At 68.0% G+C, this 23,835-nt stretch carries 11 protein-coding genes; 8 read left to right on the top strand and 3 right to left on the bottom strand.

Annotation, left to right across the window (positions count from 1 at the left end):
* Window positions 1-442: 442 nt before the first annotated feature.
* The 3 genes from AOZ06_RS30900 to AOZ06_RS30890 form a co-directional block, all read right to left on the bottom strand.
* The gene (locus AOZ06_RS30900) at window positions 443-2,530 is read right to left on the bottom strand and encodes an Agd3-related carbohydrate-binding protein (protein WP_157233353.1); all 2,088 of its coding nucleotides are present in this window, start codon (window positions 2,528-2,530) and stop codon (window positions 443-445) included.
* A 219-nt stretch (window positions 2,531-2,749) separates the two neighbouring features.
* Window positions 2,750-4,273: an alkaline phosphatase D family protein gene (locus tag AOZ06_RS30895; RefSeq protein WP_054292619.1), complete on the bottom strand. Its 1,524-nt coding sequence runs from the start codon at window positions 4,271-4,273 to the stop codon at window positions 2,750-2,752.
* A gap of 8 nt (window positions 4,274-4,281) precedes the next feature.
* Entirely contained in the window at window positions 4,282-5,868 is a 1,587-nt protein-coding gene (locus AOZ06_RS30890; protein ID WP_225953349.1) for an FG-GAP-like repeat-containing protein, read from the bottom strand.
* Between the two features lie 262 nt (window positions 5,869-6,130).
* Here AOZ06_RS30890 and AOZ06_RS30885 point away from each other — a divergent pair, with 262 nt between their 5' ends.
* The 8 genes from AOZ06_RS30885 (at window position 6,131) to AOZ06_RS30850 (ending at window position 23,784) form a co-directional block, all read left to right on the top strand.
* Entirely contained in the window at window positions 6,131-7,096 is a 966-nt protein-coding gene (locus tag AOZ06_RS30885; RefSeq protein WP_054297035.1) for an ArsR/SmtB family transcription factor, read from the top strand.
* Between the two features lie 134 nt (window positions 7,097-7,230).
* A complete protein-coding gene (locus AOZ06_RS30880) occupies window positions 7,231-13,416 on the top strand; it encodes an RHS repeat domain-containing protein (protein WP_083472051.1) in 6,186 nt (2,061 codons plus the stop codon).
* A gap of 11 nt (window positions 13,417-13,427) precedes the next feature.
* Window positions 13,428-13,661 carry a hypothetical protein gene (locus AOZ06_RS30875; RefSeq protein WP_157233352.1) on the top strand — a complete coding sequence of 78 codons (234 nt, stop codon included), beginning with the start codon at window positions 13,428-13,430 and terminating at the stop codon, window positions 13,659-13,661.
* Between the two features lie 142 nt (window positions 13,662-13,803).
* Complete coding sequence (locus AOZ06_RS30870) at window positions 13,804-17,277, top strand: RICIN domain-containing protein (protein WP_157233351.1); 3,474 nt, start codon at window positions 13,804-13,806, stop codon at window positions 17,275-17,277.
* 20 nt (window positions 17,278-17,297) lie between these two features.
* Window positions 17,298-18,431, top strand: a complete 1,134-nt coding sequence (locus AOZ06_RS30865; RefSeq protein WP_054292614.1) for a right-handed parallel beta-helix repeat-containing protein — start codon at window positions 17,298-17,300, stop codon at window positions 18,429-18,431.
* Window positions 18,432-18,449: 18 nt separating this feature from the next.
* Entirely contained in the window at window positions 18,450-19,595 is a 1,146-nt protein-coding gene (locus tag AOZ06_RS30860) for a sensor histidine kinase (protein ID WP_063810459.1), read from the top strand.
* Between the two features lie 36 nt (window positions 19,596-19,631).
* Window positions 19,632-20,318, top strand: coding sequence for a response regulator (locus AOZ06_RS30855; protein WP_054292612.1), 687 nt, complete (start codon window positions 19,632-19,634; stop codon window positions 20,316-20,318).
* A 766-nt stretch (window positions 20,319-21,084) separates the two neighbouring features.
* Window positions 21,085-23,784 (top strand): LuxR C-terminal-related transcriptional regulator, encoded by a 2,700-nt coding sequence (locus AOZ06_RS30850; RefSeq protein ID WP_054292611.1) that lies wholly within the window; start codon window positions 21,085-21,087, stop codon window positions 23,782-23,784.
* The last annotated feature ends 51 nt before the right edge of the window (window positions 23,785-23,835 follow it).

The following is a 23,835-nucleotide window of genomic DNA, read 5'->3' as shown; positions in this document are numbered from 1 at the left end:
GCGGAAACTCCTACCTTGGAACGGTTGGGAATCTGCACCAGGTGGCCTTCCCTAGCCGGAAGGCCACCCCTTTGTGTGTTTCCCTTGCGGTACTTCGTTTGCAAGTGAAGACACCCGCGTGATTCTGCCGTATCGGGTTGTGGCGCCAAATCTCGTCAATCCTGGCCCCGTCACTCGACCGAGTGAACTTGGGCGGTCTTGTCGGTGAGTGGCGTCATGGACCCGCATTTCGCACGTTCCATCGGTTCCAGGTTTCTGTCCCGAAGTGGACGACTCCGTGTTTCTCCTGGCCAGCGTGGTGGTCGTGATCGCAAAAATACTTGGTGTGACCTGGGTCACTATTCGCCTGTGTCCATGGTCTCCAGTAGCGGTGCGGACCGCTGCCGCCGGGATGCGGAGACGGCAGCGGTCCAGCGTCCTCGCGAGATCTGACAGGTGACCGTCAGGTACGAGGTGTCGCGGTCGCCGTGATCGGCTTGCCCGCGGCGGTGGTGAACTGGGTGATGGTGTCCGTGCCGTAGCGGTCACTCGTGGCGGTGCTGCTCGTCGCCCCGGTCAGGAACAGCGAGCCGGTCTTCGCCGGCGTGTAAGTGACGGTTTTGGCTGTCTTGTCCCACACGGGGTCCGACTTGGCCGCCAGTTCCGCGAAGTGCGCGGTCCGGGCCTGGACGTACCCGGCCAGCGCCATCCAGTCCGGGTTCTTCAGCGGTACTCGGTATTTCGCGCTGTACTTGGTGATCGTCGCCTGCAACCAGTCGAACGTGAGGCTCTTGCCGGGCACGTACTGGTGCAGGTTGCCCTGGTGCAGGGTGTGCGCGTATGCCGAGCCGGTCATCACGTGTTGCAGGGCCACGTCCGACTCGTAGTCGAGCATCTCCTGGTACGTCAGGTCGTGGTCGTGGTACGGCCAACGACCGTTCGGGCCGTACAGCGAGTTGTAGAACAGGGTCTGCTCGGCCGGTGCTGTCGTCTGGTACCCGATGTTGGTCGGCCAGTCCGGCACGATCAGCAGGCTGGGCTTGAGCGGGTGGTATATCCCGCAGTTGAAGCACGACGGCTTGTGGCTGTTGAACGACATGTTGCCGTGCAGGTACTTCACGCCCAAATCCGCGGCCGCGTTGAGCAGGTTGGCGTTGGACTTGGCCAGGCCGAAGTCGGTCGGCGGATCGGTGTCCGGTGCGTTCGGGTCGGGGTTGTAGACGCCGAGTCCGGAGTACGCCGGGGTTTTGAGCACCTCGGTCGGCACTGTCAGCCCGGCTTCCCGTCCGATGGCCAGGTTGTCGCCGATCTCCGCCCGGCTCACCGCGAGGCTGGTGAAGTTCAGCTCCGGGTGCGACACCGTGTGGTTGATCCACCGGAAACTGCTTGCCAGGCAACGGGAGAAGCTCGTCAACGCGTCGGGCGTGTTCACCGCGCTGCACCGCGCCGGTGCCTCGGGGTCGAGGTCGCCGCCGTTGTACGGCAGGTTGAGGGTGAAGCCCGCGGCCAACGGGTTCAGCTCGCGCAGCGCGACCTGCTGCGCGTTCACCGAGGCCGCCTCGACTCCGCCGAGCCGGAAGCCGGGATCGGTTTCCAGGTGCCCGTCGGGGTACAGGTGGTCGCTGGAGTTGAACCAGTCGTCGAGGTCGGCGTTGATCCAGTGCCGGTGCTCGCCGACGAGCACACCTCTGGTCGCCCACCGCAGCAGGCCGTAGCCGAGCAGGTCGGTCTGCATCAGGTACTCGTTGGACGAGAAAGTCAGCCCCGCCCGTTCCCGGCCGTCCGCGCTGCGGCTGAGCACACCGGCCACATCGGTGCCGAGCATCAACAGCGGCTGCGCGTCACACCCGGGGGCGAGTTTGGACCGGTAGACGTACGAGTACGAGATCGGGATCTGGGCGGTCGGTTTGAGGTAGTCGAAGAACTGGGCGCCCGCGCCGGTCAGCGTCGCCTGCACGGGTGTGCCGACGCTGCCTTCCGTTCCCGCGCGCAGGCAGTAGTCCTCGGGGAACGTGCCCCACGACATGTACAGCGCTGCTTGCCGCACCTGGTAAGTGCTCTCATAAGTCCAGAGCGTCTGCCATTCGGCGGCGTCGAGTGCGCTGACGTAGTCGCCGTTGCCGTCCGGGTAGAGCAACGCGTTGTCAGTCAACAAGATCGCGTTGTACTTGGCGGTACCGTCCGGCCTGGTCAGCCGGGCGGCGGTGAGTGGTTCGGATCTGGCGAGCAGTACGTCGTACGGCGTGCCGACCTTGTCGAGAACGGACTTCCAGGTCGGCAGGCCGAAGTCCGCGTTGTCCAGCGCGATCACCAACGGTCGCAACGCGACCTTGGTGCCGGCGAGGACCTGAGGGTTCTTCGTCTTCGCCGGGACCGCGCCGTTCACCGGGTACAACCTCGGTGCCGGGGACGGTTGGGGACGGGCCACGTCCGCACGGATCAATGGGTGTCTGCCGTGCGAACCGTGCGGATGGGCGTCGGCGGCCGCGGGTGAGGCCGCCGCGCCGGGGAGGAACAAGGTCGTCGTCGCCAAGGCGACCAGGCCAGTCACAACCCTTGAGATTTTCAATGCGACCTCCGTCGCAGGATCCATAGGCGCTTGATAGTGGTGTGGACCATTGGATGGTGTCGCCGTGGAAAGCCAAGCGTTACATGGATCTTGCCGCGCGCCGGGTACACCGCACGAACGGAGTAAACGGTTCCCAGTTTGTATGAAGTGGACTGCCACCGGCTGGGGGCCGGCCCGCGGCAGTCCACATCCGTGGGGGCCTCAGGGATTGCGCAGGCCCGGGCGTCCTTCCTCGATCACGAACGACCGCTGCGTCCGCACCGCCGCGCCCCGCGTGGTGATCTTGGGCACGACGCGGAAGTCCACGTCCATCTTGGACTGACCGATAACCGTTCGGACATAGCCGCGGTGCTGGGAGTGGAACTTCAGGTGCGGGTTGTGCGCCACGTGCGGGATCGCCGTCGAGTCGGCGCCGTCCCCTCCGGACGAGACCGAACTCGTCACCAGTTCGGTGCCGACGACAGGCGCGGCCGGGTTGGTGTAGTCGACCTTGAGGTCGTTCGCCCATGCCCGGTGCACGTCCCCGGTGAGCACCACCGGGTTGCGCACACCGCGCTGCACCCAGCCCTTCTGGATCCGGTCGCGCGAGGCCGGGTAGCCGTCCCAGGCGTCCATGTTGCCCGCGTCGTTGCCGTCGACCTGCCTGGCGAAGAACACCTGCTGGCCGATCACGTCCCAGATGCCGTTGCGTTGCGCCAATCCGTCCAGCAACCAGTTCTCCTGCGCCATACCAGGCAGGGTGCGCGCCGGATCACCGGCAGGCGGGCAGTATTGCCACCCATCGCCACACGCCTGGTCGTTGCGGTACTGCCTGGTATCCAGCATGTGGAACGTCGCCAGCCGCCCCCAGCGGACCCTGCGGTACAGCTGTATGTTGGCGCCGTTGGGTTTGGCACCGCCGCGCAGCGGCATGTTCTCGTAGTACGCGCGATACGCGTCTGCTCGCCGTTGCTTCCATTGCGCGGCGGTCAGTTCCGGCGAGTTGTTGGCTCGCGTCATGTTCGCGTAGTTGTTCTCCACCTCATGGTCGTCGGGGACGACCAGCCAGGGTGCCACGGCGTGCGCCGCCTGAAGGTCGGTGTCGGACTTGTACTGCGCGTACCTGCGCCGGTAGTCCTTGAGGTAGACGATCTCGTCGCCGAGGTGCTGTCTGACGCCGCCCGTCGTCCCCTTGCCCTCATAGATGTAGTCGCCCAGGTGCAGGATGAGATCCGGCCGGTCCTCGGCCATCCGCCGGTAGACCGTGTAGTAGCCGTTCTCGTAGTGCGCGCACGACGTGAACGCCATCAGCAGGTCGCGCCCGACCACGTCCAGCGCGGGCGACGTGCGGGTACGGCCGACGGGAGAGAGGTGACCCGCCGCCTTGAACCGGTAGAAGTACTCGTGGTCGGACTGCAGCCCGTGTACTTCGACGTGCACCGAATGGGCGTCGGCGTGCAGCGCGGTCACCTTCCCGCTTTGCACCACGTTGCCGAACGTCTCGTCCGTGGCGATCTGCCATTCCACATCGACGGACTGGTTGGGCATGTCGCCGTGGCCGTTCTCGTCAGCCGGGTCCACCGCGAGTCTGGTCCACAGCACCACACCGTCGGGCAGCGGATCACCCGAGGCGATGCCCAGCTTGAACGGGTACGCCAACGCGGCGGACGCGTTGCCGGTCAGAGCGAGCGCTCCCGCGGTCGCGACGCCACCGAACACGAAGATGCGGCGGTTGAACTTGTTCATGGGTCCCCCTAGCGTGGCGAGTCGAGATTGTCGTTGAGCACGTGCGCGCTTCCGGCGATCGGGGCGCCCGGTCCGAAACCGGAGGGCGTGCTGATGTCCGCACGGGTGACTCGCCGCGAGCCGGTCACCGCCAGCGAATCGCCGGACAACCCCGTGGTCAGCAGGAACAGCGCACCCGTCTGCAGCGATCCGTCCTCCCACGGCGCCGCGACGACGAGTTCCGGTTTGCCGTCGCCGGTCACGTCCAGCACGCGCAGGCCGTAGCCGAACCCCTCGCCGGGCTGCTCGTTGCCGTTGATCGGCGCCGCGTTCTCGCCGAACGCCGACGGCGGATGCGTGAGCAGGCCCGTCGCGCTGCCCCGGAACAGGAACACGCTGCCCGCGCGGGTGTTCTCCTTGATCGAACCGGCGGCGAGGTCGTCGAACGAGTCACCGTCCAGGTCTCCGACGGCCAGCGAGCCACCGAAGAAGTCGTTCGGCTCGGTCCCGCCGGGCACCGTCGCGGTGTCCTGGTCGATGACCTGGATACCGGCGGTGGTCAGGCCGGTTCCGCTGCCGCGCACGGCCACCAGGGCACCGGAGCCTGCCGGTCCGCCGCGCCGCTGGTCGGCCTGGATCACCAGGTCGGCGTTGGCGCCGCCGTGGAACTTGCCGACCACCAGGCTCCGCCACTTCCCGCCGGTGGCCGCGGCGCCCACGCTCACGTACGACCCGACCGGGTTCACCCCGCTGGCCGAACCGTGCAGCAGGTGCACGGCGCCGGTGGCACCGGTCGTCCCGCTGATCACCTCGCCCGCGGACAACACGGCGAGGTCGTCGCGTTTGTCACCTGTCACGTCACCAGCGGCCAGCGCGAAGCCCATCAGGTCACCGGCCTCGGCCGCACCTGCCAGGTCCGCGTGGTCCTGGTTGAACGCGATGGCTCCCGTTGACGTGAGCCCCGCGCTGCCGCCGTGGAAGATCCACACCGCGCCCGCGCGGGCCTTGGTCTCGATCGCCTCGCCGGGCGAGCCGATCCCCAGGTCGGCGTAGCCGTCGCCGTTGAAGTCCCCGGCTGCCAGCGAGGCACCGAAGAGATCACCGGCTTCCATCGCGCCGGGCACGTTCGCCGTGTCCTGCGTGATCGTTCCGAGTGCGCCCGCGATGGTCCGCAGGTACGGCGCGGTGCGCTGGCCGTACAGCACGGACACCGTGCCCGCGTTGGCGAGGCCGTTGACCGATTCACCCGGGTTGCCGATCGCCACGTCGGCCAGGCCGTCGCCGTTGAAGTCGGCGGTGGCCAGGGCTGTGCCGAACCGGTCGCCGGCCTCCATGCCCAGTCCCACACCGGGACTGTTCTGGTTGACCAGCGCGGCGGGCAGCGTCAGCCCGCCGGGGACCACTTGGACCGAGCCGCCGAGGTCGTGCGGCACCAGTGCGGTGTCGCCGCTGTAGGTCAGGCGCGCACCCGTGGACATCACAAGGTCGGCTATGCCGTCGCCGTTCACATCCGCCCGTGCCGCCGACGAGGCCTGCGCTGAGGGCTCCGCCGTGGCAGGCGCGACGGCGAAGTACGTGCTCACCGCGATGACAAGCGGTACAAGCGATCTCTGCATCAACACCGGGTGGACGCTAGGAACGCCACGCGCCCGCGGACAAGCGTTTCGGCCACGCTGGAAAGGCGTATCGCGCGCCCACTCCGTTTGTCGTCAATCCCTGGCGGTACGCGCCTGCAACTTTGGTGGTATTTCTCCGCCGGGCAGTGCCCGGCGCAGCCGGGGTGTTCTAGCCTCGGCCAGCGAGGGGATGTCCAGCTGGGGTGGGCAAAAAGGGGGAATGTCTCGTGTGGTGTCGTGCGCGTGCTCGCCGGTGGTCGCCGTGCTGAGGATCCATTTCAGCCCGGAGGATCTGGCCAGGACGAGGATCAGCCCTCGGCCGCACCCGATGTGGGAGACCTTGCTCAGCCTGTACCGGCTGCGCAGGCGTGACGGCGAACTGGTCTTCGACGGGTGGCGAAGATCGATCCGGCCGAAGGTTCCCGCCGGTACCCGGCTGCTGACCGACCTGGTGCCGCAGAACGGGTACGCCGCCGACTTCCTCACCCCGGCGACCCCGGACCTCTGCCTCGCCAGCGGACTGGAGGCGCTGCGCCGCACGCCGAAACGGCGACTGCGCACGGATCTGTCCATCCTGAGCCGTGAGCGCACGCTCCCGTCGTGGACGGCGATGCTCGCCGACGGCCGCACCGAAGCCGTCAACCGGCTGGCCGACGCGGTCGACCAGTACTTCACCGCGTGCCTCGCACCATATTGGACACATGTGCGCGGACGCGTCGACCAGGAACACGCCCGGCAGGCGCAACTGGTCGCCGACGGGGGCTTCGAGCGGCTGTTCGGCGACCTGCACCCGTCCGCGCGGTGGTGCTACCCCGTACTGGAACTGGACTACCCCGTCGACCAGGACCTGCACCTCGGCGGCAGGGGACTGCAGCTGGTGCCATCCTTCTTCTGCCAGGGCACGCCGATGACGTTGCTCGACGGCGACCTCGACCCCGTCCTGCTCTACCCGATCGGCCACTCGGTCGGCTGGTCCACAACGGACCGGACGCGGTCACTGGCGTCGCTGCTCGGCCGGACTCGCGCGCGGGTGCTGGAAACCATCGGCGACCGGCCCTGCACCACCAGCGAAGTGGCCAGGCGCGCGGACACGAGCCTGCCGACCGCCAGCCAGCAGGCGTCCGCGCTGCGGGCGGCCGGGTTGGTGACCAGCAGGCAGAACGGCCAGTCCGTGCTGCATTCCATCACCTCACTCGGTCTCGCCCTGCTGGCCGGCAACGCCCAGTAGACCCGATCACACCGCGCCTCGTGCGGGGAAGCATTTCCACACAATCGGAAACCTTTGACCCGGTCGCGCCCGCGGCAGCACGATCCCGGCGGGCAGCCGTGCCCGTGACAGGCGGAAAGTCCGGAGGGGCTCGTATGACTCGAAGATCACACAGCTGGGCAGGCGCCGCGATCGCCTTGGTGGTCGCGGCGGGATTGGTCAACGCCGTCCCGCCGGATGCCACCGCCCAGCCAGGCAGGCCATGGTCGGCACGCGCGGAGAAGTCCGTGCCGACAACCGTTGTCCGCGCGGAGAAACCGGAACCTGACGCGGCGGAGGACAAGGCACTCAAGGCATCGCCTTCGGTGTCGTGGCCCGCCCCGGCAGTCGCGGAGATCTCGCCGGACGGTCAGCGGGCCGCGGCGGCTGGGGCGTCGCCGATCCGCGTCGCGCGCGCCGGGGACGCCCGGACCGCGGCCGTCCAGCCGAAGGTGCGCGTCGAGGTGCTCGACCGCAGGCTCGACGGCCCGATGTTCCGCCTCGGCAGCACGACAGCCGAGCCGCTGTCGGTCCACGTCGACTACGCCGGGTTCCGCGACGCGTTCGGCGGGGACTGGGCGGGCAGGCTCAAACTGGCCGCGGTGCCCGAATGCGCGCTGGCGACACCGGACAAGCCGGAGTGCCAGGCAACGGTCCTGCCCACCCGCAACGACGGCGCCGGGACGCTGACCGCGGACGTGACACCCAGCCGGAACGGGCTGTACGCGGTCACCGCGGCGGCTTCGTCCGGCGCGGGCGACTACCAGGCCTCGTCGTTGTCACCCGGTTCGACGTGGTCGAGTGGCGGCTCGTCAGGGGACTTCACCTGGGAGTACGACATGGACGCCCCGCCCGGTCTGGACGGACCGGAGCCGGACCTGGACCTGTCCTACTCGTCGGGCAGCGTCGACGCGCGGACCTCGGCGACGAACAACCAGCCGAGCTGGGTCGGCGAGGGGTTCGACTTCAGCCCCGGCGGCCACATCGAGCGCCGGTACGCCAGTTGCGCCACGGATACCAAGGGCAGCAACAACTCCAAGAAGACCGGTGACTTGTGCTGGCGAACGGACAACGCCATCCTGTCGTTGAACGGCAGCGGCGGCGAGCTGGTCCGTGACGACGCCACAGGCGCGTGGCGGTTGCGCAGCGACGACGGGTCGAAGATCGAACGCGTGTCCGGCAAGGACAACGGCGACGACAACGGCGAGTCCTGGAAGGTCACCGGCAAGGACGGCACGCAGTACTTCTTCGGCCTGAACAAGCTGCCCGGCTGGTCGACGGGCAAGCAGACGACGAACTCGGCGTGGACGGTACCGGTGGCGGGCAACCACTCCGGCGAGCCGTGCCACAAGAGCGCGTTCGACACCTCGTTCTGCCAGCAGGCGTGGCGGTGGAACCTCGACTACGTCGTCGACGTGCACGGCAACACCATGAGCTACTTCTACAAGACCGAGACCAACAACTACGCCCGCAACATGACCGCCACCAAAGTCGCCGGTTACGTGCGGGACGGTTACCTCGAACGCATCGACTACGGCCAGAAGGACGGCGAGGTCTACACCAAGCCCGCGGTCGGCCAGGTCGTGTTCACCGTCGCGGGGCGGTGCGTCCCGAACACCGAGTGCGTCACCGGGAAACCCGGGAACTGGCCGGACACCCCGCTCGACCAGCAGTGCACCAGCACGACCAACTGCGGCACCAAGTACACACCGACGTTCTGGTCGCAGATGCGGCTGGCCAAGGTCACCACGAGGATCTGGAACGGCAACGCCCACCGGGACGTCAACTCGTGGACGCTGACGCACAGCTTCCCGTCTCCCGGCGACGGCACCAGGGCGGGGATGTGGCTCGCGTCGGTCAGGCGCACCGGCCTCGTCGGCGGTTCGGAGAGCCTGCCGGAGGTGAACTTCGACGGCGTCCAGATGCACAACCGCGTGGACGGCATCGACGGCATCCCACCGATGAACTGGTGGCGGATGAAGAAGATCCGCACCGAGACCGGCGCCGACATCGTGGTGAACTACCTGCCGAAGGACTGTGCCGCGCCGGTCAACCTGCCGGTCGCCGACGCCAACACCAAGCGGTGCTACCCGGTCCGGTGGACGCCGGACTCGCTGGACAACCAGGCAGCTGAGCGCACCGACTGGTTCCACAAGTACGTCGTGTCCGACGTGACCGAGAAGGACGTCACCACCGGCCTGGCACCGGTCGTGACCGAGGTCGGGTACGTCGGGACCCCGGCGTGGCGGCACGACGACGAGGACGGCCTGGTCCCGGCCGAGCGCAAGACCTGGTCGCAGTGGCGCGGTTACGAGCGGGTGCAGACCCGCAAGGGGCAGCCGGGCGGGCTGCGGGAGCAGACCGAGGTCCTCTACTTCCGCGGCATGGACGAGGACAAGAAGGCCGCCGGTGGCGTGAAGGACGTCAAGGTCGTCGACTCCAACGGCACCAGGCTGGAGGACAGCAACGACCTCGCGGGCGCCGAACGGGAGCGGATCACCTACGCCAGTGCTGGGGGAGTCGTCACCGACCGCGCGATCACGGACCCGTGGATGTCGGCGCCGACCGCCACCAGTGTGCGCAGCTGGGGGACGACCAAGGCGTACAAGGTCGGCCAGTCGGCGGTCCAGCACACGGAAGTGCACCCCGGCGGCGGCCAGCTCAAGACAGCCAAGAACCACGTCTACGACGCCGACGGCCTGCTGGTCCGCTCCGAGGATCTGCACGACCTGAACAACGCCAATGACGACACGTGCACCCGGTACAGCTACACGCGCAACCCGGCTACCAACGTCATGGACCTGAAGTACCAGGAGGAGACAGTCGCCGTCGCGTGCGACAAGACGCCGAACCTGCCCACGGACCTGGCCAGTGTCGTGCGGACCTACTACGACGGAAGCGACACCCTCGGCGCGCAGCCGACCAAGGGCGACCCGACCCGGCAGGACGAACTCAGCGGCTGGGCCAACGGTGCCCCGACGTTCAGGACCGTCGACCGCTCGGTCTACGACGCGCTCGGCCGTGAGATCGAGTCGACGGACGTGTTCGGCAAGAAGACCACCACCAAGTACGAGTCGGCGGCCGGCGGTCCGGTGACCAAGGTGACGACCACGAACGCCCTGGGGCACAGCGCGTCCGTCGAGCTGGAACCGGCGTGGGGTGAACCGACGGCGGAAACCGACACCACCGGCAAACGCGCGGAGAGCGCGTACGACCCGCTCGGCCGTGTGGTCAAGACCTGGCTGCCCGGACGGGCTCGTTCGCAGAGCCCCAGCACCGAGCACACCTATCTGATCCGCACCGACGGTCCCAACGCGGTCGTCAACCGCACGGTGCAGCCCAACGGCGAGTACGAGACGGACATCGACCTGTTCGACGGCCAGATGCGGGAACGGCAGTCGCAGGACCCGGCGCCCGGTGGTGGACGGGTGATCACCGACACCGTCTACGACTCCCGTGGCAAGGAAGTGAAGGTCAACGGTCCGTACTTCAACGACGCCCCACCGGGCACGGACATCGTGGTGCCGGATGACGAGGCACAGCTGCCGGCGCAGACGGTCTACGAGTACGACGGCAACGACCGGCTCACCGCCGAGATCCTCAAGGTCGACGGCGTCGAGAAGTGGCGCACCACGCACGCGTACTCGGGCAGCAGGCACGACGTCGACCCGCCCAGGGGCGCCATCCCGACGAGCGAGTTCGTCGACGCGGAGGGCAGGCTCGTCGAGTTGCGCCAGTACAGGGGCGATTCGCCGGCCGGTGACTACGACAGGACCACCTACGGCTACACCAGGCACGGCCAGCTGGAGTCCGTCACCGACCCGGCGGGCAACGTCTGGCGGCGCGGATACGACCTGCTGGGCCGCGAGATCCGGACCGAGGACCCGGACCACGGCGTCACCGAGACCACCTACAACGACGCTGACCAGATCGAGACCAGGAAGGACGCCCGCGGTGCTGTCCTGGCCTACAGCTATGACGATCTCGGCCGGGCGAAAGCGATCCACGACGGGTCGTTGACCGGCGCGAAACGGATCGAGTGGAGCTACGACAAGCTGCCGGACGGCACCGCCGTGCCCGGTCTGCTCGTCTCGGCGACGCGGTACGTCAACGGGAACGCCTACAGCCAGACAGTCACCGGCGTGGACGGCGCCAACCGCCCGACCGGTATGGCCGTCACAATCCCGGCGTCCGAAGGCAAACTGGCGGGCACGTACAAGTTCGCCACGGGGTACAAGCAGGACGGTCAGGTCGGTGAGATGACTCTGCCCGCCTTGGGTGCGCTCGCCGAGGAGAAGCTGACCTTCGGCTACGACAAGCTCGGCCTGGCGACCACGTTGAGCGGCAAGACCCCGTACGTCATGGGCACCAGCTACACCCCGTACTCCGAGCCGGAGCAGGTCACGCTGTCCACGGGCGGCAAGTGGGTCAAGCGCTCAGCCGAGTACGAGCGTGGCACCCGGCGGGTGAAGCGCACGGTGACCGAGCGGGAGACACCGGGGCAACTCGTCTCCAACGTGTCGTTCAGCCACGACGAGGCGGGCAACATCACGCGGGTGGCCGACGAGCCAGGCGCCGACACCGGCGAACCCGCTGACACGCAGTGCTTCCGGTACGACCACCTGCGCCGGATGACCGGAGCGTGGACCCCGGGCGACGGCAACTGCGAGGCCACGCCCACCGCGGTCAGACTCGGCGGCCCGGCGCCGTACTGGCACAACTGGACCTACGACAAGGTCGGCAACCGGACCGGCGAGACGAAGGTGGCACCGGACGGCAAGACGACGTCCAGCACGTACACCTATCCCGCGCCGGGCCAGCCACAGCCGCACGCGGTGCAGAAGGTGACGACGACCAGCCCGTCGGGCACGAAGGTGGACGAGTTCGGCTACGACGCCACCGGCAACACGACCGGCCGGAAGCTGGGCACCGCGCCCGGCCAGACGCTGGAATGGGACGCCGAGGGCAAACTGGCGAAGGTCACCGACGGCGGCAAGACCACGTCGTACCTGTACGACGCGACCGGCGACCGTCTGATCCGCCGGGACAACAGCGGGGTCACGCTGTACCTCGGCAACGGTGAGGTACTGCTGACGCCGCAAGGCGTGCTGAAGGGCACGCGGCGTTATGAACACAGCGGTGAGACGGTCGCGGTCCGGACGTCGGACAACAAGCTGCACTGGATGGACCACAACCAGGTCGGCACAGCGGAGTTGTCGATCGACGCGGACACCCAGGAGGTGTCCCGGCGGCGGCTGGACCCGTTCGGCGGGGCACGGGGAACGCACCCGTCGACGTGGCCGGACCAGCAGGGTTTCGTCGGCGGCACCATCGACGGCGACACCGGGCTCACGCAGCTCGGGGAACGCGCGTACGACCCGGCGACCGGCCGGTTCGCCTCGACCGACCCCGAGATCGACTTCACCGACCCGCAGCAGATCAACGCGTACTCGTACGCCAACAACAGCCCGGTCACCTTCTCGGACCCGGACGGCCGGTTCTGGAGCATCGTCATCCGGGTCGTGGTGTCCAAAGTGGTCGTGCCGGTGACGCGCAAGGTGATCTGGCCGGTGCTCAAGCGCGTCGGCATGTGGGTGGCGAAGTGGGTCTGGTCGGGCCTGAGGTGGCTGGGCCGCAAGCTCAACCTCGCCTGGCACTGGGTCGAGCGGACCGTCGTGACCTGGGTGGAGAAGACCGTCCGAAGCTGGAGCATCAAGACGGTCCGCAAGACCGTGAAGACCAGGGTGTGGAAACAGCCCAAACACACGGCCAGGAAGATCGGCCCCAAACAGGTCAAGAAGGTCCGCAAACCGAGCACGAGACCCAAGAAGGCCACCAAACCGAAGCGGAACGCGACCAACGGGAAGAGCCGGAAGTTCTTCCCCAAGAAGTCCGGCGGCCTCCGCAGGATGCCCAACGTCCCGTACAAGGAGGTCAAGAATCTGCCGGACTACGGCACCACCGATTGGTACGGTAGGATAGAGATTCGAAAGGGTTTGAACCCGAAGGAACTCGTCGAGACAGTGCGACATGAGAGCTTCCACCGTTTCCTGAGCCCGAAGCGGGGCCCGTTCATCGAAGCGAGGGCCAAGCTGAACGAGTTCCGTTACACCAGGTCGCACCTGTGGAGGTTCACCGAGGAAATGTCTGCCGAGACCTACGGGACCGGCAGTCTCAGGAAGGGCGTCAACCTCGCGAAGCAGTACGATTTGAAGGCTTGGCGCCTCGCTGTGGAAGGAGCCGGTGTCGTGGGTGGCGCCGGGGCGATCGGATACGGCGTCCACGGCTGGTTGGCTGACTGATGCTGGGTGTCATGCGAAAGCTGCTGCGGATCGCGCCGCCGCTGGTCACCGAGGAACGCGCGCTCGAGGTGGCCAGGCGGGAGTGCGCGGAACGCGGCTGGGAATGGCGCGAACCTGTACGCGTCACCGAAGGCCTGCGGGAGTACGTCATCATGACGAATGCCGTGGCCCGCGGCGGTAACGTGTGGATGGCCATCGACATCCACACCGGTGCGGTGTTGCGCGCCTCCCTGGCTTCCCGCTGACGTTTTCGCGAAAGGACCGGCCGTCTCACCAGGGGCGGCCGGTCTTGCGCGTGCCGCGGGCCTTTCAGTCGTACTGGAAAGGCTTCCGCGGCTGTCCGGCACGTCGATAGCGTTCTCGCGGTTCTTTCATCGAGGAGCACCCATGTCCATACGTGGCCTAGTCCTACCTGCTGTCCTCTGCCTCGCAGCCTCGCTCTGCGGCATGGTCGCGCACGCCTCCGCTACAGCCGCGGAACCGGTCGAGCTGACCGAACTGCGCACCGAGACGACCCGAGTGTTCGCCAATCCGTCCGGTACCCGGACGATGGAGGTGTACGCGGGCCCGGTCCGCACTCGCCGAAACGGTCACTGGCAACCGATCGACACCACACTGGTCCGCGCGGCCGACGGGTCGGTCAGTCCACGTGCGACGGTCACGGGCCTGCGCCTGTCCGGCGGTGGGACCGGTCCGTTCGTGACCGCCGAGCGCGACGGCAAGGAATTCTCGCTCTCGTGGCCGGGAAAGCTGCCGTCGCCGCAGCTCAACGGCGACACCGCCACGTACCCCGAAGTACTTCCGGGTGTCGACCTGAGGGTACGGGCCGACTCGGACGGCTTCTCGCAGCTCCTCATGGTCAAGAACGCCGCCGCTGCCGCGAATCCCGCCCTGCGGGCGATCAGGTACGGCACCACCACCAAGGGCCTGGCCGTCAAGCCGGGCGCTGGTGGCGCCACGTCCGTTGTGGACGACCAGGGGCGGACGGTTTTCGCCTCCGGCACGCCGAGTATGTGGGACTCGTCGGCGCAACGCGTCGCGTTGGCTGGGAACGTGCGGTCTGAGGAACGTGCGATGGGGCTGGCCGTGCACCCGCATGAGCTCACCATCGTCCCGGACGCGCGGATGCTGACATCGGCGGACACGGTGTTCCCTCTGTTCATTGATCCCTCGTACAGCGCCGGGGCCAACCGGTGGACCTACGTCAACCGCGACGACGCCGACGAGTCGTACTGGACCACCAAGGAGAACAACAAGGCCAAGGTCGGCAAGACGTGGGGCACCGCAGGTCTCTACCGGTCGCTGTTCCAGATGAACACCGGCCAGATCGCCGGGTCGAAGATCACCCGGACCTGGTTCTCGGTCACCATGGACCACTCCGCCGCCTGCGCGGCGACCGGCGTCGAGTTGTGGAACACCGCGGCGATCGACCCGGCCGTGCCGTTGACGTGGAACAACTCCAAGAACCACTGGCTGACCTACCTGGCGTCCGCGAAGGGTACGGCCAACGAGTCCAGCGCGTGCCCGAAACCGGACTTCCCGATGGAGTTCTCCTCGGCCGCGCTGACCAAGCTGGTGCAGGACACCGCGACCGCCGACAAGGACACCGTCACGTTCGGTCTGAAGATCAACTCGGGCGCGGAGACAAGCCAGGACCAGTGGAAGTACTTCCACGCCAGCACCGCGCGGATCAACGTCGAGTACAACTCCCGGCCCCGGGTCCCGGCCGGGGTGAACACCGCGTCGCCCAAGCCGTGCGGCACCGCGGCGGCACCCACGGCGTTCACCACGAACACGCCCGGTTTCTCCGCGGTCATCTCCGATCCGGAAGGCGAGAACCTCTCCGGCGAACTGGAGATCCTCAACGGCGACACCGTGCTCACCACGTTGACCACCCCGCTGATCGGCTCCGGCGGCGCCTTCAGCTGGGACGCGGTCCCGCCGGGTGTGCTACCCGAAGACCAACCCGCGACCGTGTTCGGTTACCGCGCACGAGCACGGGACGCGTCCGGGCTCACGAGCCTGTACACCGAGCGATGCGCGTTCACCGTCGACAAGGTCAAGCCGGGAACACCGTTGGTCACGTCGACCGACTACCCGAACGGCACGGCGGTGCGTTCAGTGGGGGAGACCGGGACCGTGGCGTTCGGCCGTGCGACGGCTGACACGGACATCGCGGGTTATCGGTACGGATTCAACCCGGACCGCATCACCTCCTGGGTCGCCGCCTCCGCCGATGGCAAGGCGAGCGTGCCGATCACGCTGTGGCCGGACTCGCCAGGAGGGACCATAGGGATCAACCGGACACTGTACGTGCGTGCGATCGACCGCGCGGGTAACGCCAGCTCCACCTACGCCACCTGGGGCCTCACCGCCAAACCCCGCGTGGTGACGTCACCCCCGGTACGCGGGGACACCAACGGCGACCGGCGCGCGGACGTCACAGCTGTGTTCGACCAAGGTGACAACCGCACGGCCGTGTGGAACTTCATCAGCGGGGCTGACAGCGGGCACATCGGCTGGGACACCGGCGTGAACGGCGGATTCCCCGCGTTCCGCACAGCCAGCGTGCGCGGCGACTTCACCGGGGACGGCCTGACCGACGTTGCTGTGTTCCGTGAGGACCCCGACCGCAAGACCCGGCTGTTCCTGCTGCGCTCGGACGGCAACCGGTTCGTCTCGGAGGCGGAGAGCTGGGCCGGGACGACGTACCACCTGTCGCACATGAAGGTGGTCGCCGGTGACTTCGACGCCGACGGCGACGACGACATCGCGGTGTTCCAGGGCTATCAGGGCGACCAGACCAAACTCTGGGTGCACACGGCAGGCGGCGGCGGGTTCGGCACGCCGGTCATGCGGTGGGACAGCGGTGCCGCCGGTCTCGACCTGACGGCCACCAGTTTCGTGGCCGGTGACTTCGACGGCGACGGCCGCGCGGACATCGGCCAGTTACGCGGCCACGACGGGGCCCAGACGAGACTGTGGGTCCAGTACGGCCTGGCCGCGCCCGTCCAGCAGTGGGACAGCGGACCGGGAAACCTGCCACGGGCGGCAGCGACCTTCCGCACGGCCGACGTGGACGGCGACGCGAAACGCAAGGACGAGATCGTCATCATGTCCGACCGCGGCGGCAACACCGCGCGGCTGAACGTGCTCACGGCGGGAGCCGGGACGTGGACGGACACCGTCTGGTGGTCCGGCACCGCGTTCGACACCGGCGCGGCTGTGTTGTCAGCCGGTGACGTGACCGGAGACGGTCGGGCTGATGTCACCGCGCTGTACGCCACCGGCAACGGCAACCGCCGGCTGTACACCTTCGTCTCCAACGGAACGTCCTTCTCGGACAAGCAGGCAGGCTGGGAGGGGCAGATCGGTGACACGAGCACGCCGTTCACCGTCGAACCGGGCCAGATCTACCGCATCCACCCCCGGCACAGCGAGAAATGCCTCGGCGCGGCGGACACCGCCCGAGGCACCGCGATCACCCAGTCCGACTGCGTGAACGGCGAGAAGAAGCAGCAGTTCACCATCGAACGCCAGGGCGCCACGGACTACTTCTACCTCAAGGGCGTGGCGTCGAGGATGTGCGTCGACGTCTACACCTGGCAGCACGTCGACGGCGCGGCGGCTGTGCAGTGGACGTGCAACGGTTCCGGTATCCCGCAAGCCAACCAGCAGGTCGTCCTGGAGTACGTCGAAGGCAGCGGGGTGGACGTGCTGGTCCGGTTGCGGCCGGTGCACAGCGAGAAGTGCCTGGACGTCAAAGGCGCCAGTCAGGGCAACGGTGCCGCGCTGGTGCAGTGGTCCTGCGGTGACCTGACGAAGACGAACCAGTTGTTCTACCTGCGTCCCGAAGCGTGACACGACCGAAAGGAAAGCCGATGCGCATCGGATTGGCACTGGCAGGCGCTGTGCTCGCCGCCACGTGCCTGTCGACCGGCACCGCCGGGGCGGACGGCGTCTTCACCGTCCACATGTCGCCGTCCGGCTCCGACAGCGCGAACGGCCTGACTCCGGCGACAGCGGTGAAGAGCCTGGTACGCGTCCAGGAGGTGCTGCGTGCCACCAGACCCGGCACCGATGTCGAGGTCCGGATCAAGCAGGGAACCTATGTAGCGCCGCCGATGCACGACTGGCGGTTCTACGTGCCCGGGCACACCGTCTCGTTCCTGCCGTCCGACTACGAGTACGGCGAAGGCGAGTCCGGGATAGCCGGACGGCCGGTGTTCCGCAACCCCGCGGACCGTCCCACAGGGTTCTGGCTGCAACCCAGGCTGCCCAAGGACAAGACCGACCCGCTGTACGACGGCGGCACCAGCGGCCTCCGGTTCTACTACCTACAGGTCGAGTACTACTCGTCGGGCGCGGTGTCGGTGCACGGCGACTCCGAGCGTGACATCGCCGATGAGACGTACACGCCGCCAATGCGCAAGCAAGGCAGCAAAGGACTGAACGGCAACACGTTCTTCGGGATGGTTCTCACGCACATCGGCAGCAAGTGGGCGCCGTGCGGGGCGGATTGCCACGGCTGGGGCGCGATCGTGCTGACGAACTCGTCGGGCAACCGGATCGCCAACAACCATTTCGTGAACATCGAGAACCACGGCAACTACGGCGGCCACATCCACGGCCTGTACGTGACCCATTTCAGTTCCGACAACACCATGAGCGCCAACAGGTTCGCGTACATCAACGGTGACCCGGTGAAGATCCGTGACCGCAGCAACTTCAACACCGTGGAGGACAACAGCTTCACCCGCACCGGGCGAGCGGGCTTCTACCGAGACGAGTTCTGCGACGCGGCCTGCGTCAAGGCCAACCCGGGACTGGAGCGGCAGTGCGCCTCGTACCACAACCGGTTCGCGGGCAACCGGCTGATCTCCGACTACGACGGGGACAACTCCAGCGAGGCGTGGACGCTGAGCCCACCCGGCTTGACCAACGCCGGTGGTGCGCCGTGCGCTATCCCCGCGGGCGACCAGCGCCTGCGCACAGCGGGCAACACGACCTCGTAGGCACTTTATGCTGTGCGCGTGCGTGATCACGGAAGGGGGCCTGTCCCGGTTGTCGACGTCGTGATCACCATCGCGATGGTCGTGATCTCGTGGCTGGTCGGCAGGCAGTACTCGCCGACCAGCTGGGGTCCCGATCCGTTGGCCTACGTGCTGACTGCCCTGATCTTCCTGCCGTTCGTGGCACGCACGCGTGCCCCGGTCGTCGCCTTCGCGGCGAGCACCTCGATGCTGCTGGTGTTCCTGGCGTTCGGCTACACCCAGATCGCGTTCAACTTCTGGGCCCCCGCGCTGCTGTTGTACACGGTCGCGTCGTTGCGTCCACCCAGGATCACCGGGGCGTGCGCGGGCGCGTTGATGCCGGTGTTGTTCTGGGCGGCGCTCGTGTCGAATGTCGCGTGGTACGTCGCCGTCGCCGAAGCCGTGCTGATTCCGCTGACGGCGTGGATGCTGGGCAATGTCGGCCGCCAGCTGGGCCTGCGCAACGAGCAACTGGCCGTACTGACCGAACAACTGCGCATCGAACAGGAACTGCGCACCGAGCAGGCGGTCACCGAGGAACGCCTGCGCATCGCGCGGGAACTGCACGACGTCGTCGCCCACCACATGTCCGTGATCGCCGTGCAGACCGGTGTGGCCGGGTACGTGTTCGACGACGACCCACCGACCGCACGCGCCGCCGTGGACACGATCGCCACCACCAGCCGTGAGGCGCTGGCGGAGATGCGCCGGTTGCTGATGCTGCTGCGCACCGACGACGAACCGGGCGACACCGCGCTGAGCCTGGCGCACCTGCCGGAACTGACCGACCGGATGCGCACGACAGGGCTGCCGGTCACGCTCGACATGGACCCCGCGGACACCGACGATCTGCCGTCGGGCCTGCAACTGTGCGCGTACCGGGTGGTCCAGGAAGCCCTCACCAACGTGATCAAACACGCCGGATTCGCCGCGACCGAGGTACGGGTACGCCGCGACGCCGAACAGCTCACCGTGCGCGTCGCCAACGACAAGGGGACACCGTCGCCCGGCGCGGAGGGCACAGGGCATGGCCTGATCAACATGCGCGAACGTGCGGCGTTGTACCGCGGCAGCCTTTCCGCAGGTGAACGGACCGGCGGCGGCTTCGTGGTCGAGCTCACCCTGCCAATCGGAGTTCCCGGCTAGGACGGCTGTCGGTGGCTCGCGGTATAAGTGAGCGCAATGAGCGGACCACCCACTACGACAGTCCTGGTCGTCGACGACGAGGTGTTGATCAGGGCAGGCCTGGCCACGCTGATGCGGGCGGCCCCGGGTCTCGACGTCGTCGGCGAGGCAGCCGACGGACGGGAAGCCGTCGCGCTCGCGGCGGAGAAGCGCCCGGACGTGATCCTGATGGACATCAGGATGCCGGTGATGGACGGCATCAAAGCCACTGAGAAGATCATGGCAGCCGCCACCGGCCCCAAACCCAGGGTGATCGTGCTGACCACGTTCGACCTGGACGAATACGTCTACGCGGCGCTGCGCGCAGGAGCATCGGGCTTCCTGCTGAAGGAAACCGAGCCCCGCCAGGTGATCGCAGCAGTCCACTCAGCCGCCGCAGGCGACATGCTGTTCGCACCCTCAGTAACCCGCCGGCTGGTCGAAGCGTACGTCGGCAAGCCGCGCCGCCTGTCACCGCCACAGATCCCGAACCTCACCCAACTGACCCCACGCGAGCTGGAAATCCTCCAACTAGTCGGCACAGGGCGGACGAACAACGAAATCGCCGGCGACCTGACGGTCAGCGAGGCGACGATAAAAACCCACCTCAACAGAACCATGACAAAACTCGGCCTCACCAGCCGCGCACAGGCGGTGGTGGTCGCCTACGAGACAGGCCTGGTGACCCCACGAGACCAGGGCTAGCCGCACCTCGAAGCCTCCGTTCTTGACGGCTGGAGCAGCGCTGGCCCGACGGCTTCGGAGGCAGGGGGCGCTGGCCCGGGACTGCTGGGAGGCTGGAACGGCACCGATTCCGGAGCCCCGGGAGGCTGGATGGGCTGGCCCGGAAGCCGGAGGGCTTGAGCGGCCCCGGACCACAACTCCGATAACCCTGGCACGAGGCCAGCCTCGGATAGCCCGGAAACCCTGGAGGGACGCGGACATCCGAAGGTCGAGGGGGCTGGAGGGGCGGTGGCCTGAAGCCGGGAGAGGCATTGGCGCCGAAGCCCGGAAAGCTGGAACAGCACCAAACCAAAAACCCCGAAAACCCAAAAGCGGCGCCGATTTCACCAAGGGTGGGGGCGCCCTTAAGCTTGCCCGCGCGAAGAGCCCCGCAAGCATGGAGAGGCTCCTGAGCATCCCCAATGGGCGGGGCTCCACCTTTTGCGCTCTTCGAGGGCGCCCCAGGGCCCCTTTGTCAAATCGGCGCCGCCCCAGCCCATCGAAGGCCCAAGAACACAAGCACGCTCAAACCAGGCGACATCGCGCAAGCATGGCTCCAACCAGATCCAGCCAAGCGCGCACGACCGAAGACCCCGTCAAGCAACAACGACCGAAGACCTGATCGAGCAAGCAAAGCTCCCACCGAACCAGCAGAACCCTACGCCCGGCCCTCCCACACCGAGTGATCGAAGATGTAGCGTAAACCGCACTTTCGAGCAGCTTCGAGCACGCTCCCCGGGGGTGCGACGTGCGAACCATCGACGACGTGCGAGCGGCGCTGGCCCGTACCCCGGCAGTCGTGCTGGTCAGCGGAGCGGCGGGAATGGGCAAAACGTGGCTCACCGCCGAGATACTCACCGCCGCACCCGAAGCAATCCCCGTGGACTGCCGTGGACTCCCGGACGAACCGCACGTGGCGATCCGGGAACTGGTCCGTGGCCTGCTGGAAGCGGGTGGCCCGGCCGTTCAGGCGGCCGAGGCCCTGGCGGCGGCCGAAGCCGGAACCGAACGCGGCACGCCCGACTACCGCACTTGCGCCGCCGTGCGTGAACTGCTGGCGGTGACCGTCGCCCAGTCCGGCTCGCCCGTGCTCGTCGTCGTGGACGATGTCGACTTGGCCGACCGGTGGTCACGGCACACGCTCCGGTGCTGCGCTTCCCGGCTGCCCAACGACGTCGCACTGCTGCTGACCCACACGCCGGGGAGCAGGCGTCCACTGTGGGCCAGGTGGGGCTCGGCGGCGTTGCACCGTTTCCAACTGGGACCGTTGTCGGCGGCAGATGTGGAGGGCCCACCGGAATGGGCGGCGGCCGTGCACCGCCTGACAGGCGGGATCCCTCTGTTCGTCACGGAGGTGCTCGCGCACCTGAAGCCTGACGACAACGACCCGCAGGAGGCGCTGCTCCGACGAGGAGTGCCGCAGACGGTCGTCGACCTGGCCGCCGAAAGGCTCCGCACGTTACCCGCAGCGGCACGACGTCTCGTGAACGCCGCCGCGGTGCTGCGGGGCCCGTTCACGGCCGACATCCCGGCCGAGATGTGCCGTATCGACGTGGACCGGGCACGAGCGCTGCTGACCCACGCGGTCGACGCGGACCTGCTGACGTTGTGCCACGCGGGTGCCTTCGAGTTCCAGCCGCCGTTGATCGGACTCGCGGTCGCCCAGACGACACCGGCGGTCGAACGGCGCCGGATGCACGCCACGGTCGCACGCGTTCTCGACCGGCGCGGGGAGCAGTCAACGGAACTGGTGCACCACAGCCGCGCGGCCGGTGACCTGGCCACGGCGGCGAGGCACGCGGAAAAGGCCGCCGAGCGAGCCGTACGCTCCGGTGAGCCCGAGGCTGCGGTGGCGCTGCTGCGTACCCTGCTGTGCGACGCCGCGTTGCCGAGCCGCATACGGGCCGCGTTGGCAGGACGGCTCGGCCGCTTGGCGCTCGACAGCCTGGCCTATGACGAGACCATGGCGTTGTTGCGTGACCTCCTCGCCGACGACCTGCTGCCTGACGGTGTACGCGGCGAGTTACGGCTCCACTTAGGGTTGCTGGTGGGCAACCAGGCGGGCGACGGGGACGAGCAGCGTGCCCACCTCCTGGTGGCGGTCCGTGAGTTGCGCAGGCGTCCGCTGCTGGCTGCCCGCGCGATGTCCGCGCTGGCCATGCCCTGCTGGGGCAGCGGTCCGCTCGGCGAGCACCTGTCCTGGGTGGCCCGGCTGGACCGGACGTTGCCCGACCGGGGTGACCCGGTGCTGCGCATGGCCATCCGGGTCAACCGTGCGGGCGCGTTGCTGCAGATGGGTGACGCTTGCGCGTGGCAGGCCATCGCCGAGTTACCCGACGCGCCTGCCGGCACCGGTGAACGCCACGAACTGGCACGCGGCTACAGCAACTTCACCGACATAGCGATCTCGCTGGGCCATTACGCGTCCGCTGGGGAGTTCCACGCCAAGGCCGAGCACCTGGCGGGCCGGACCCGGCCGTCCTATCTGCACCACATGATCATTTCGAACGGGTTGCGCCTGGCCATGGCCGTCGGGCAGTGGTCCAGCCTCGAGTCCGCTGCGCGCGAGCACGTGACCGCCTCGGCGCCGACCCCGTTCGCCGCCGCCGACGCGTCAGTCGTGCTGGGGCATCTCGCGCTGGCTCGTGGCGAGTGGGCGGAGGCGGACGAATTTCTCCGCGCACCCGGCCTGCGGTCGACCAACGGCTGGTGCTCGCACGTCGTCCTCGTCGCCGCGGCCACCCGCGTCCGGCTCGCGATGGCCCGCGGTCAGGTCGACGACGCGGTGCCGGACCTGACACGGGCCCTGGACATGGTGCGGGCGAAGGAAATCTGGGCATGGGCGGCCGAACTGGCCGACGCGGGAGTGCGGGCCCTGCTGCACGTCGGGGACATCGCGTCGGCCCAGCGCCTGGCCGGCGAGTTCGCTACCGACATCGCCTCACGTGACTGTCCGTTCGGCCACGCGATGGTCCCCGGTTGCCGTGGCGCGATCGCTGCCGAACACGGCCGGTTCACCGACGCGGCGGCCTTGCACGCCGAGTCAGCCGCCCTGCTCAGCGCGCTGCCGCGTCCGTACGAACAAGCCGCCGCGATGGAAGCGGCGGCCCGTTGCCTGCTCGCGACCGGGCAACCCGAGGCGGTCGAGCAGTTGGCCGACGCGAGCCGCTTGTTCACCACGCTGGGCGCGACCTGGGACGCCGCGCGCTGCGGCCGTCTCGCACGCGAACACGGCGGCATGCCCGGTCCACGCCGAGGCCGTCGCGGCTATGGCGCGGAACTGTCACCACGGGAGCAAGAGGTCGCGCGGCTGATGGCGCTGGGCCGGACGAACCGGCAGATCGCCGAGGTGCTGTTCCTCTCGCCACGGACCGTCGAACGCCATGCCGCGCGCGTACTGCACAAGCTGGGCGTCACGCGCAGGGAGGACATCGGCGACTATCCGTGAACGCGTACCCCTACCCACGATTCCCGGCGTTGTTGCCCGCGTGCCCCGCTT

It is taken from the genome of Kibdelosporangium phytohabitans, from assembly GCF_001302585.1.
Classification (GTDB): domain Bacteria; phylum Actinomycetota; class Actinomycetes; order Mycobacteriales; family Pseudonocardiaceae; genus Kibdelosporangium; species Kibdelosporangium phytohabitans.
This window is presented reverse-complemented; position numbering and strand designations above follow the sequence as displayed.

Coding starts and splice junctions, on each gene's coding strand:
- AOZ06_RS30895 (WP_054292619.1), bottom strand. CDS start 4,273: ATGAACAAGTTCAACCGCCGCATCTTCGTGTTCGGTGGCGTCGCGACC.
- AOZ06_RS30870 (WP_157233351.1), top strand. CDS start 13,804: ATGTCCATACGTGGCCTAGTCCTACCTGCTGTCCTCTGCCTCGCAGCC.
- AOZ06_RS30890 (WP_225953349.1), bottom strand. CDS start 5,868: ATGCAGAGATCGCTTGTACCGCTTGTCATCGCGGTGAGCACGTACTTC.
- AOZ06_RS30875 (WP_157233352.1), top strand. CDS start 13,428: ATGCGAAAGCTGCTGCGGATCGCGCCGCCGCTGGTCACCGAGGAACGC.
- AOZ06_RS30855 (WP_054292612.1), top strand. CDS start 19,632: ATGAGCGGACCACCCACTACGACAGTCCTGGTCGTCGACGACGAGGTG.
- AOZ06_RS30865 (WP_054292614.1), top strand. CDS start 17,298: ATGCGCATCGGATTGGCACTGGCAGGCGCTGTGCTCGCCGCCACGTGC.
- AOZ06_RS30880 (WP_083472051.1), top strand. CDS start 7,231: ATGACTCGAAGATCACACAGCTGGGCAGGCGCCGCGATCGCCTTGGTG.